The organism is Paraburkholderia phenoliruptrix (genome assembly GCF_019511605.1).
GTDB classification, from domain to species: Bacteria; Pseudomonadota; Gammaproteobacteria; order Burkholderiales; family Burkholderiaceae; genus Paraburkholderia; species Paraburkholderia phenoliruptrix_A.
In genome coordinates this window covers 32,687-45,017 of sequence record NZ_JAEUAV010000024.1, presented here as the reverse complement: position 1 = coordinate 45,017, position 12,331 = coordinate 32,687, and the positions used below count along the sequence as shown (strand labels likewise).

11 protein-coding genes are annotated in these 12,331 nt (G+C 66.2%); 8 read left to right on the top strand and 3 right to left on the bottom strand.

The features are described 5' to 3' along the window. Window positions 1–86: 86 nt before the first annotated feature. From wrbA to JNB89_RS24400, 4 genes are all read left to right on the top strand, one after another. Complete coding sequence (gene wrbA / locus JNB89_RS24415; RefSeq protein WP_220363912.1) at window positions 87–689, top strand: NAD(P)H:quinone oxidoreductase; 603 nt, start codon at window positions 87–89, stop codon at window positions 687–689. Then, entirely contained in the window at window positions 686–1,132 is a 447-nt protein-coding gene (locus JNB89_RS24410; protein WP_220363911.1) for a DUF2069 domain-containing protein, read from the top strand. Before wrbA ends, JNB89_RS24410 begins: the two co-directional genes overlap by 4 nt. Before the next feature lie 109 nt (window positions 1,133–1,241). Continuing rightward, window positions 1,242–2,660, top strand: a complete 1,419-nt coding sequence (locus tag JNB89_RS24405; protein WP_220363910.1) for an FAD-binding oxidoreductase — start codon at window positions 1,242–1,244, stop codon at window positions 2,658–2,660. Between the two features lie 48 nt (window positions 2,661–2,708). Next, on the top strand, window positions 2,709–3,527 hold the full coding sequence (locus JNB89_RS24400; RefSeq protein WP_220363909.1) for a metallophosphoesterase: 819 nt from the start codon (window positions 2,709–2,711) through the stop codon (window positions 3,525–3,527). Window positions 3,528–3,632: 105 nt separating this feature from the next. Here the strand turns inward: JNB89_RS24400 and JNB89_RS24395 are convergent, their stop codons facing one another. Beyond that, window positions 3,633–3,791 (bottom strand): hypothetical protein, encoded by a 159-nt coding sequence (locus JNB89_RS24395; protein ID WP_220363908.1) that lies wholly within the window; start codon window positions 3,789–3,791, stop codon window positions 3,633–3,635. A gap of 353 nt (window positions 3,792–4,144) precedes the next feature. Further along, the gene (locus tag JNB89_RS24390; protein WP_220363907.1) at window positions 4,145–5,083 is read right to left on the bottom strand and encodes a LysR family transcriptional regulator; all 939 of its coding nucleotides are present in this window, start codon (window positions 5,081–5,083) and stop codon (window positions 4,145–4,147) included. Window positions 5,084–5,257: 174 nt separating this feature from the next. Between JNB89_RS24390 and JNB89_RS24385 the strand changes: the two genes are divergently transcribed. Genes JNB89_RS24385 through JNB89_RS24370 form a run of 4 tightly spaced genes read left to right on the top strand, consistent with a single transcriptional unit; the run spans window position 5,258 to window position 10,283 of the window. Then, a complete protein-coding gene (locus tag JNB89_RS24385) occupies window positions 5,258–6,979 on the top strand; it encodes an efflux transporter outer membrane subunit (protein ID WP_220363942.1) in 1,722 nt (573 codons plus the stop codon). Window positions 6,980–6,990: 11 nt separating this feature from the next. Continuing rightward, window positions 6,991–9,219, top strand: coding sequence for an FUSC family protein (locus JNB89_RS24380; RefSeq protein WP_220363906.1), 2,229 nt, complete (start codon window positions 6,991–6,993; stop codon window positions 9,217–9,219). Beyond that, window positions 9,209–9,409: a DUF1656 domain-containing protein gene (locus JNB89_RS24375; RefSeq protein ID WP_013339952.1), complete on the top strand. Its 201-nt coding sequence runs from the start codon at window positions 9,209–9,211 to the stop codon at window positions 9,407–9,409. The genes JNB89_RS24380 and JNB89_RS24375 overlap by 11 nt, the downstream gene beginning before the upstream one ends. A 13-nt stretch (window positions 9,410–9,422) precedes the next feature. Then, on the top strand, window positions 9,423–10,283 hold the full coding sequence (locus JNB89_RS24370; protein WP_220363905.1) for an efflux RND transporter periplasmic adaptor subunit: 861 nt from the start codon (window positions 9,423–9,425) through the stop codon (window positions 10,281–10,283). Window positions 10,284–10,356: 73 nt separating this feature from the next. Here the strand turns inward: JNB89_RS24370 and JNB89_RS24365 are convergent, their stop codons facing one another. Then, a complete protein-coding gene (locus JNB89_RS24365; RefSeq protein ID WP_135894915.1) occupies window positions 10,357–12,033 on the bottom strand; it encodes a methyl-accepting chemotaxis protein in 1,677 nt (558 codons plus the stop codon). Window positions 12,034–12,331 lie beyond the last annotated feature (298 nt).

The following is a 12,331-nucleotide window of genomic DNA, read 5'->3' as shown; positions in this document are numbered from 1 at the left end:
GAGGCCTGGCCGAATGGCTATGAAGGGCTGGGAACAGCCTGTGGAGCGGACCCAAGCCCTATAATACCCGTTCACCGATGAGGCTTATGAAAGACATTCTCGTGCTCTATTACAGCCGTCACGGCGCCACCCGCGAACTCGCGCTGGCGATCGCGCACGGCGTCGACAGCGTCCCCGGCATGCAGGCGCGCGTGCGCACCGTGCCGGCAGTCTCGGCCGTCAGCGAAGCGACGCAGCCCGACATTCCCGCCGAAGGGCCGCCGTATGCCGAACTGCGCGACCTCGAAGAATGCGCCGGTCTGGCGCTCGGCTCGCCTACCCGCTTCGGGAATATGGCCGCTTCGCTCAAATACTTTCTCGACGGCACGACACCGCAATGGCTCTCAGGAGCGCTTGCCGGCAAGCCGGCTTGCGTGTTCACATCCACCGGCAGTCTGCATGGCGGCCAGGAATCCACGCTGCTGTCCATGATGTTGCCGCTGCTTCACCACGGCATGCTGATCGTCGGCATTCCGTACACGGAAACTGCGCTCACCATGACGCAAACCGGCGGCACGCCCTACGGCGCGTCGCATTTCGCGCGCGCCGGCAGCGCCGGACAAGGCATCTCCGCGGACGAGAAAACGCTTGCCGTTGCGCTCGGAGCACGCGTCGCACGCACGGCGGCAGCCATGAGCGAAAGGCCGTGAACAGCAAGCCACCGTCGGCAAACAGACTCGCGGCGTTCGGCGCGAGTGCGTCACTGGTCGCGCTGATCGTTGTGTCGGTTGCATGGGAGGCGTGGCTCGCGCCGCTGCGTCCGGGCGGCACGGCGCTCGTGATCAAGGCCGTGCCGCTGCTGCTCGCGCTGCCGGGCGTGTGGCGGCAGCGCCTTTATACGCTGCAATGGGCGTCGATGCTGATCCTGCTGTACTTTACCGAGGGCGTGGTGCGCGGCTGGAGCGATCGTGGCCTGAGCGCCGGGCTCGGCTGGCTGGAGGCCGCGCTCGCCGTCGTATTTTTCGTCTGCGCGCTCGTCTACGTGGCGCCGTTCAAGCGCGCAGCGAAGCGCGCAACAAAGCGAGCAACTAAGCGCGCCGCGAAAAACGGGGCAAAGCTCCACAGCGAACGTCCGGAAAGCGCGGACGTCTGAGATTCACGCGCCCGACCAGCTTTCCGCTGAGTTTCCACCCGCCCTTCCGTCCACCTTTCACTCCACTTTGCCAGCGCGCATTGCCGCCCGAACCCGCTAACCGATTCACATGACCCAAACCGCTTTCCTCGCTGCCTGCCGCGACGCCATCGGCGCCTCCCATGTGCTGCTTGACGCGCACGACACCGCCCCCTACCTGACCGACTGGCGCCGCCGCTACACCGGCGCGGCCTGTGCAGTGCTGTGCCCCGCCACGCCTGCTGAAGTCGCTGCGCTCGTCAAGCTCGCCGTCGAACACCGCGTCGCGCTGGTGCCGCAAGGCGGCAACACCGGGCTTGCCGGCGGCGCCACGCCGGACGCGAGCGGGGTGCAGGCAGTCGTCAGCTTGCGGCGGCTCAACCGGGTGCGCGACATCGATCCGCACAACAACACGATCACCGTCGAAGCGGGCGTGATTCTCGCCGAAGTGCAAAAGCGCGCCGAAGAAGCCGGGCGTCTCTTTCCGCTTAGCCTCGCTGCCGAAGGCAGTTGCACGATCGGCGGCAATCTCGCGACCAATGCCGGCGGCACCGGCGTTCTGCGCTACGGCAACACGCGCGAGCTGTGCCTCGGCCTCGAAGTGGTGACGCCGCAGGGCGAACTGTGGGACGGCTTGCGCGGGCTGCGCAAGGACAACACCGGCTACGATCTGCGCGATCTGTTCATCGGCGCGGAAGGCACGCTCGGCATCATCACGGCGGCTGTGCTTAAGCTGCACCCTCAGCCCGCCGCGCGCGTCACCGCGCTCGCCGCGCTCGCTTCGCCGCATGCAGCGCTCGAATTTCTGTCGCTGGCGCAAAGCATCGCCGGGCCGCTACTCACCGGCTTCGAACTGATGTCGGATTTCTGCCTGCAACTGGTGGGCCGGCATTTCGAGCAGATGCGCTATCCGTTCGCCGAATCGCACGCGCAGATCGTGCTGCTCGAATTGTCCGACAGCGAGAGCGAGGAGCACGCCCGCGCCCTCTTCGAGCGTCTGATGGAAGAGGCGCTGGAAAACGGCGTGGTGCAGGACGCAGTGGTCGCGGAAAGCCTCGCGCAATCGCGCGCGTTCTGGAATCTGCGCGAACATATTCCGCTCGCGCAGGCCGAGGAGGGCCTGAACATCAAGCACGATATTGCGGTGCCGATTTCGCGCATCGGCCACTTCATCGAGGAGACCGACGCCGCAGTGGCACAGGCGGCGCCCGGCGCGCGCATGGTGACGTTCGGCCATCTCGGCGACGGCAACCTGCACTACAACGTGCAGGCGCCCGAGGGGGTGGACGCGAAGGCGTTTCTCGCGCAATACCAGAGCCCGATCAACCGCATCGTGTATGACAGCGTGCATCGACATCGCGGCAGCATCAGCGCGGAACACGGGCTCGGGCAACTGAAGATCGACGAAGCCATGCATTACAAGCAGGATGTCGAAGTCCAGATGATGCGTGCCGTGAAACGCGCGCTCGATCCGCTGAATCTCATGAACCCGGGCAAAGTGCTACGCTGAAGAGCCTGAAGCGCCGGGTCGAAGCCAAGCCTGCCAAGGAGCCCTTTCGTGAAAATTCGCGTGCTGTCCGATCTGCATCTCGAGAACGACGAGCCAGAACTGATCCCGCATGCGCAAGCGGATCTGATCGTGCTGGCCGGGGACATTCACAATCACGCGGCGGGTCCGCGCTGGGCCGCGCAAGTGTTCGACGGCGCGGCGCCGGTGGTCTACGTGCCGGGCAATCACGAGTACTACGACGGCGAATTCGGCGCGCTTGAAACCGCCTTGTACGACGCGGCCGCGCAGGTCGACAACGTGCACGTGCTGAACAACGCCGCGCTGGTCGACCCGCAGGGCCGCTGGCGCGTGCTCGGCACGACGCTCTGGACGGACTTCGCGCTGTTCGGCGCGGACAGCGCCGCGCTGGAAGAGTCGATCGAGGTGTCGCGGCGCGTCATGCTCGACTTTCGCGGCCTGATCCAGGTGAACTGGCCGCACGACCTGGCAGACCGCGCACAGGCAGAGGCGCGCGACTTCGCGCCCAGCGACGCACTCGCACTGCATCGCGAGGCGCGTGCGTGGCTCGCGCACGAACTCGCTAAACCCTTTGCCGGCCAGACGATCGTGGTCACGCATCACGCGCCGCATCGGTTGAGCCTCGCCGAGCGTTACGCACAGGACCGCGCATCCGCCGGCTTCGTCAACCACCTGCCCGAACTCGTGCGGGCGCCCGTCGCGCTATGGATTCATGGGCATACGCATACGCCGTTCGACTACACGGTGAACGGCACGCGCGTGGTGTGCAATCCGCGCGGCTATTACGACCGGCGCACCGGGCAGTGGGAGAATCCGCTCTTTGCGTGGGACAAGGTCGTCGAAATCTAACGCTGCGGCTCGCCGCGGCTCGCTGCCGCTCCCGGCAATCCTGGCGCCGCTTCGCCGCGGCCGCGAACCGCGAACCGCGAACCGCGAACCGCGAACAATGATCCGCTACCGGCCGCTGCGCGACTTCCGCGCTTGCGAACGCTCGACCTTGACCGGTGCAAGTTGCGGCTGCTGTTCGCGCAGGCGACGCAGCAGGTCGCGAGATGCGGCTATGCCGATCAGTCCAAACATGACGGCCACGCCGATCATCAGATGCGTATCCATGAAATCCTCGTGCTTCGGTGTTTGCGGTTGCCGAACGGTGGCGGCGGAAACAACGCGCTCGTCGAACGCCGCGCGTTAGCCACACGGTAGCAAATCGATCCGCAGGCGGAAGTAAGGAAATGTTGCGGCGCGGCGCGGATGTAACGGGCTGCAACTTGCTCTCGCCCGCAGCGCGGCGGGCGGCCGGCCAAGCACCGCGCCGAGGTGCACACTAAGGCGCACGCAGCCCGCAGAGCCGCCTGGCGAACCCGCACGCAAGCCGCCGAGCCGCCAGGGAGCGGCCTGGCGAGTCGCCTACCGAGCCTCCTACTGAGCCTCCTACGCAGCCCCCTACCCAGCCACTTACCGACCCATCAACTCCGCGCAAACTGCCGCAACTCGGCCTGATCGACCGCGAGGGTCGACGGAAGCTCCTCGCGCAAATGCTCGATCCACGTACGGATTTTCGCGTCCAGATACTGGCGCGACGGATACAACGCATACAGATTCATTTCCTGCGATGTGTACTCCGGCAGCAGCCACACGAGCTCACCTTTGCGCAGGCCGCTGATCGCCGAATAGAGCGGGATCAGGCCGATGCCCATGCCGCTCGTCGCCGCCACGGCCATCGCTTCGGCCACGTTCACCTGGAACGTGGCCGGCCCGAGCGTGACGGTCTCCTCGCCGTTCGGACCGTCGAACGTCCATTTATCCGGCGGGAACACCGGCGTGACAATTTGCAGGCAGGTGTGATGCGCGAGGTCGGACGGCGTTTGTGGCACGCCGTGCTTTTCCAGATAAGCCGGCGACGCGCACGCAATGCTGAACGCGCTGCCAAGGCGCTGCGACACCAGCCCCGAGTCGGGCAGCCCGGTGGCGAGCGTGAGCGCCACGTCAAAGCCTTCGTCCAGCAGGTCCGGCATGCGCTGCGCGAGCGTCAGTTCCACCTGCACCTCCGGGTAGCGCTCCCGGTAGCGGCCCACGGCCGGCACCACATAGTGCTGGCCGAAGCTCGTCATTGCGTGAACCTTCAGCTTGCCGGACGGACGCGCATGCGCGTCGCTCGCCTCGGCTTCGGCCTGATCGACATACGCGAGGATCTGCTCGCAGCGCTGCAAGTAACGCTCGCCGGCTTCGGTCAACGCGATGCGGCGCGTGGTGCGATTCAGCAAACGCGTGCGCAGATGCGCTTCCAGATCCGAAACCGCGCGCGACGCATAGGCGGTGGTCGTGTTCAGGTGCTGCGCAGCACCGGTGAAACTGCCCGCTTCGACGACGCGGACAAATACGCGCATGTTCTGGAGCGTATCCATACCTTTTCCTTACTGCCCAAGTGTGTAGCGACTGACTGCCAGATTGTTGCACGGATCGCAAAGACGATTATCTCAGTCCTCGTAAGAATCCCTTGCATCTTTACCGGTTATTCCGCAATCCGTCAAAAAATATAATCGGCGAATCGCTTCTACCGTCAAATTGTGGAGGAAATGGTGCAGTCTCCGGTAACGAAAAGGGTCGCCGCAGCCGCGGTTCTTACGATCCTATTAACAATGGCCGGCTGTGCAAGTACCGGGGGCATCGCGCCGCAAGCAAGCCGCACCGACGCGGCTTCGCTCGACGCGGGCAATGCGATCCGCGCGGCCGCGGCCGACGCGCAATGGCCCGTCGCCAACTGGTGGCGTACCTACCGCGATCCGCAACTCGACGCGTGGATCGAAGCGGCGCTGGCCGGCAACCCGAGCCTCGCAGCAGCGCAGGCACGCGTGCGCGAAGCCATGTCGATGGCGGGCGTCGCACGCTCGGCGCTCGCGCCGCAGGTGAACGCAGACCTGTCGATCAAGCGCCAGAAATGGGCCGACAACCTGTACTACGGTCCCGGCCCGCTCGCCGGCGAGCAGTCGTGGAACAACACCGGCACGCTCGCGCTTTCCTATCACCTCGACCTGTGGGGCAAGGACCGCAACGCGGCCGAGCGCGCGCTCGACGCCGCGCATGCCAGTGCCGCCGATGCACGCGCCGCGCAACTCGAGCTGCAGGCGAACGTGGTGCGCACCTACATCGAGATGTCGCTGAACTACGCGCTGCTCGACATTGCCCGCGCGACCCTGCAGCAACAGCAGCAAATCGCCGACCTGGCCCACCGGCGCCTGAAGGGCGGCATCGGCACGCAACTGGAAGTGAGCCAGGCCGAAACGCCGCTGCCGGAATACGAGCGGCAAATCGATGCGCTCGAGGAGAAAATCGCGCTCGGCCGCAACCAGTTGGCAGCGCTCGCGGGCAAGGGCCCGGGCGCGGGCGACTCGCTCCAGCGGCCGGCGCTCTCGCTTGCCGCGCCGGCCGGCTTGCCGGCCGCGCTGCCCGCGGAGCTGATCGGTCATCGGCCGGACGTGGTCGCCGCGCGCTGGAGCGTGGCCGCGCAGGCGCGCGGTATCGACGTCGCGAAGGCCGGCTTCTATCCGGACATCGACCTGCTGGCGTCGATTGGCGGCTACGCGGCCATGGGTCCGCTGTTCCAGTTCCTGAAGAATCCGTCGCATAGCTGGAGCGCCGGACCGGCGCTCTCGCTGCCCATTTTCGACGGCGGCCGCCTGCGCGCGCAGCTCGGCGCGGCAACGGCCAGTTACGACGAAGCCGTGCAGCAGTACAACCAGACGATTGTCGGCGCGTTGAAGGACATTTCCGATCAGGTGATCCGCATGCGTTCGCTGACCACGCAGGCGCAGGATGCCGAACGATCGGTGGCCGCCGCGCGCAAGAATTACGAGTTGTCGCGCGAAGGTTATCGGCGCGGTCTGACCGACTACGTGAACGTGCTGATCGCGCAGAACCAGTTGCTGCGCGCGCAGGAAGGCGTGGCGAAGATTCAGGCGGAGCGGCTCGGCGCGCATGCGTCGCTGGTCACGGCGCTCGGCGGCGGCCTCGACGAACCGCGCAACGGCCCGCAGGTCAGCCAGACGCTACCGGGGCCACGCGAAGGGGAAGGCAACACCCCTGGCAAGGACGCACGCAACGACGAAGGCAACGACGCGCACAACAACGAAGGCAAAGGCCGAGCCACGAGTCAAGGACAGCCGGCCGACAGCTCCGCCGACGTCGGGCTTCGTCACGCGCCCGGGCAACCGCTCGCCGCAGCCCCGACACCCCTCGCGGCCCGCAACGCAACGGGCGCGCACAACGGCGCGGCCGCAGCCGGCGCGCCGTCAACGTATTAAGGAGGCCCGCCATGTCATCCTCCCCCGCCTGGGCGTCGCGCCCCGCGTCAGTCTCTGCCTGGTTGAGCGCGGCCGCGGACTGGGCGCGCAGCGACGGCCTCACGTGGCTGTACCTCTTCAAGGCGCTCGCCGCCTGTTTCCTCGCGCTCGGCATTGCGATGAAGCTCGACTTGCCGCAGCCGCGCACCGCAATGACCACTGTGTTCATCGTGATGCAGCCGCAAAGCGGCATGGTGTTCGCGAAGAGCTTCTACCGGATCTGCGGCACGCTGGTCGGGCTCGTCGTGATGCTGGCGTTGATCGGGCTTTTCTCGCAACAGCCGGAACTGTTCATTGCGACGACGGCGATCTGGGTCGGCATCTGCACCGCCGGCGCCGCGCGCAACCGCAACTTCCGGTCTTACGGCTTCGTGCTCGCGGGCTATACCGCCGCGCTGATCGGCATTCCCGCCGCGCAGCATCCGGACGGCGCGTTTCTCAGTGCGCTCACGCGCGTCGCGGAAGTCGTGCTCGGCATCGTCTGCGCGGGCGCGGTGAGCGGCCTCGTGTTCCCGCAGTTCGCCGGCTTGCAGATGCGCGGCGCCGTGCGGGCGCGCTTCTCGGCTTTTGTCGACTACGTGTCGGCGTCGCTGGCCGGCCGCAACGACCGCGCTCAGATCGAGGCGACCAACGCGCGCTTTGTCGCTGACATTGTCGGCTTCGAGGCGGCGCGCAGCGTCGCCGTATTCGAAGGCCCGGATTCGCGCATGCGCGCCGGCCGCCTCGCGCGCCTGAACAGCGAGTTCATGACGGCGTCGACGCGCTTTCACGCGCTGCATCAGCTAATGAACCGCTTGCGCAACGCCCGCACGCACGGCGCGAACATCGCCATCGACGCGCTCGAGCCGTACTTCAAGGAAATCGCACCGCTGCTCGCGAAGTCCGGCGAGCCGGTGCTGAGCGCCGCTGACGCCGCCCACGTCGCCGCGCAACTGGACGCCTACAAAGCCGCGCTGCCACGCCGCGTGCGCGCGACCCGCGCCACGCTCGAAACGCATCCCGACGCGCCGTTGCTCGACTTCGACACGGGCGCGGAATTACTGTATCGCTTCATCGACGATCTGCATGCGTATGCGGCCACCTACGCGTCGCTCGCCGTGGACACGCATGAGCGCGAGCGCTGGGTCGAGCGCTACGAGCCGAAGACGAACGCGCTCGCGGCGGGCGTGGCCGGCCTGCGCGCGGCGCTGGTGATGATGGCGCTCGGCGCCTTCTGGATTGCGACCGCGTGGCCGAGCGGCTCGACGCTCACGCTGAACGCGGCGGCGGTGTGCGCGCTGGCGTCGTCGTCGCCCGACCCGAAACGCACCGTGTTCCAGATGGCCGGCGGCACGCTCGCGGCGTCGCTGACCGGCATGCTCGCGGTGTACGGCGTGTTTCCGCACATCGACGGCTTTGCGCTGCTGTGCGCCGCCCTCGCGCCGTTCCTGCTGCTCGGCGTGTTCATGACGACGCGACCCGCGCTCGCGGGCTACGGCGTCGGCTATTGCATCTTCTTCAGCTTTCTCGCCGGGCCGGACAACCTGGTGCATTACGACCCGAGCGGCTTCATCAACGACGCGATCGCGCTTGTGCTGTCGATGCTGGTGTCGTCGCTCGGGTTTGCCGTGTTGCTGCCGCCGTCCACACCGTGGCTGCGCAACCGGCTGCTTGGCGACCTGCGCCGTCAAGTGGTGCTCGCGAACCGTGCGCGGATGAGCCGCGTGCGCTCGCGCTTCGAGAGCGGCGCGCGCGATCTGATGTTCCAGATCAACGCGCTTGCACGCAACGACCCGGCCGCGCGGCGCGACACCTTGCGCTGGCTGTTCGCGGTGCTCGAAATCGGCAATGCGGTGATCGATCTGCGCCGCGAACTGGCCACGCTGCCCGCCGACCCGCGCTATGCGAAGACCATGCCGTGGCGCGCGTCACTGCGCAGCATGGGCGACGCGCTGACTGCATTGTTTGAGCGGCCGCAAGGCCGGCGCTTCGAGCGCGCACTCGGCGCCACCAACGAGGCGATCAGCGCCGTCCGGGGGCTGCTCGCAAATCTGACCGGCCCGGCGGGCGCGGCCAGCCCGCGCGAGGAGCGCCACCAGCTACAGCGCATCCTGAGCCATCTGCATTTCATTCGTACCGCGTTGCTCGACCCGCAGTCTCCGCTTGCGCCGTTGACGGGCGCGCCGGCCGACGCCTCGCAAGGAGTTCCTCATGCCGCGTGACATTGCCGTTTTCGACGCCTACGTGCCCGCCATCGTATTGCTGTTTATCGCGGGCGCGGCGCTTACCTGGGTGCTCGATCGCCTGATCGCCTATACGGGCGTCTATCGCGTGGTGTGGCACCCGTCACTGTTCCGGGCCAGCCTGCTCGTCTGTGTGTGCGGCGTGCTGGGCCTCGCCGTTTATCGTTGATCAGAGTCGAAACATGACCATTCGAAATCTTGTCGGCTTCGTCGCGACAGCCGTTATTTTTATCGTCGCCATCCTGCTTGGACGCGTGCTGTGGGTCCATTACATGGACGAACCGTGGACGCGCGACGCACGTGTGCGCGCCGAAATCGTCAACGTCGCGCCGGACGTGTCGGGCGCCGTCGTCGAGTTGCCGGTGAAAGACAATCAGCTGGTGAAGAAAGGCGATCTGCTGATGCAGATCGATCCGTCGCACTACCAGATCGCGGTCGAGCAGGCGCAGGCAGCGGTGGCCGCGCGCAAGGCCGAGTTGCAGATGCGCCGCGACGACGCGCGGCGTCGCGCGGACATGGATTCGCTGGTGGTGTCGAAAGAGAGTCAGGAGAATGCGGCGCATACCGCGTCGGCCGCCGAGGCTGCCTATCAGCAGGCGCTCGCCGCGCTCGATGCCGCGCGGCTCAATCTCGCGCGCACTCGCGTGGTGTCGCCCGTCGACGGCTATGTGGCGAACCTGAACGTGTTTCGCGGCGACTACGCGACGGCCGGCGCGGCGAAGCTCGCCATTGTCGACAGCCACTCGTTCTGGGTGTACGGCTACTTCGAGGAGACCAAGCTGCCGCACGTGCATGTCGGCGACAAGGCGGAAGTCCGGCTGATGAGCGGCGGCACGCTGCAAGGCCACGTCGAGAGCGTCTCGCGCGGCATTTACGACCGCGACAACCCGCAAAGCCGCGAACTGCTCGCCGACGTGAACCCGACATTCAACTGGGTCCGGCTCGCGCAACGCGTGCCGGTGCGCGTGAAAATCGACGCGGTCCCCGACGGTGTGATGCTCGCGGCTGGGCTGACCTGTACCGTGATCGTCAAAGAAACCTGAGCGGAGAACGAGCCGGCGCACCCGGCTCGACAGCGGCGGCGGCCGGGCAATTGCCCCCGCCCGCGGCCTGCAATCAAAGCCGGAACTTGCCCACCATCTGTTTGAGACCGTGCGCCTGATCGTCGAGCGATCTGGCAGCCGCGGTCGCCTGCTCGACGAGCGCCGCGTTCTGCTGCGTGCCTGAATCCATTTGTGCGACGGCGAGGTTGATTTCCTCGATACCGGCGCTCTGTTCCGACGAAGCCGCCGAGATTTCGCCCATAATGTCGGTCACGCGCTTGACCGCCTTGACCACTTCGTCCATCGTCTGGCCGGCGTCCTGTGCGAGCGTCGAACCGTTGCTCACGCGCTCGACCGAGGTGCTGATCAATCCTTTGATTTCCTTCGCGGCAGCCGCGCTGCGCTGCGCGAGGTTGCGCACTTCGGCGGCGACCACCGAAAAACCACGCCCTTCCTCGCCGGCCCGTGCCGCCTCGACCGCCGCGTTCAGCGCAAGGATATTCGTCTGGAACGCAATGCCCTCGATCACGCCGATGATGTCGCCGATGCTGCGCGCGCTGTCGTTGATCTCGTTCATTGTCGCGACGACGCGGCTCACCACTTCGCCGCCCTTCTCCGCGATCTCCGACGCGTTGTTCGCCAGCGTGCTCGCCTGCTTCGCGTTGTCGGCGTTCTGCCGGACCGTCGAGGTCAGTTGCTCCATGCTGGTCGCGGTGCGCTCGAGCGCCATTGCCTGCTGCTCCGTGCGCTTCGACAGATCGAGGTTGCCCATCGAAATTTCGCTCGAAGCCGTCGCAATCGCATCCGCACTCGACGCAATGTCCGACACGGTGGTCGCAAGACCGCTTTGCATGTCGTGCAGTGCGTACAGCACGCTCGACTTGTCCTTGCGCCCGAGCGTAATGTGACTGGACAGATCGCCCGCCGCAATGCGGCTTGCGATTTCCTTCGCGTAGGCCGGCTCCCCGCCCAACTGGCGCGCGAGGCGCCGCACCACCCACTCGCTGACAACGGCGGCGAGCACGATCAGCCCGATGGTCATGACCGCCAGCATCACGAACGACGAGTGATAGATGAAGCCCGACGCGTCGATGGTGGCCTTTGCGGCGGTGCCGCGCTCTTTGACGAGTTCGTCGACGAGCTTTTCGAGCTTGCCGGTTTCCACCAGCAGCGACACGTCCTGCGTGCCGACCTGCCAGTTCATCTGCGAAAGGTCGAGCGGCTGCGCTTTGACGAGCGTCACGAAGTCGCGCAAGTGCGTGCTCCACACGGTGACCGCTGCGGCGAATTTTTTCTGCTGCTCGACGGCCCGCACGTCGGACTTGTCGACGTACTGTTGCAGCGTGGCGGTTTCCGCAGCGAGGCCGCTCAAGCCTTTGTCGATGTCCACACCGAGCTCGTCACGCTCTTTCGCGGTGGTCGCGGTCAGCAGCATTTTTTGCGCGCGGCTTGCGCGCAGCATGTGGCCGCGGGCTTCCTCGGCAGCGCGGCTCGCAATGTGGCCCTGATCGTAGATGGATTGCGCGGAGGCGTTCAGGCGGCTGATCTGCGCGAGGGAAAACACGCCGATCGCCAGCGTGCCGATCAACAGCACCGCGAACGCGAGGCGCAACATGGTCTTGACCGAGAGCCCCTTGAGCCGCACGGCTCGCGAACGGCTGCCCTTGCCCTGCGACGGCAATCGGCCCGCCGCCCCTGCGTCCGCAACGAAGCCCGCGCGCTTACGGCTACCCAGCGAAACTGCTTTCATATTCCCCGTCCCACGTTCTTGAACCTGCCGCAAAGGTCTGTTCCCGGCATTGCTTCTTTTCCTCCGGGTCTACGGCATTAGCGTCCGCGATCTTTAGCGCAGTTTGTCCGAATGCCGACTTTATCTCGCCCGGTCCTCGGCGCACCGCTTTGTGAGCGCGCGCCGCGCCCGTTTTATACATGGCCAAAAATCCGCCCGTCCGATTTCTCTGCCGACGCCGCTGCGGTCATGTCGTGTCCGATTCTCGACAAAACTTGTCCTTACATTTCAGCCAAGCCACATTAAACTGCGACAAATA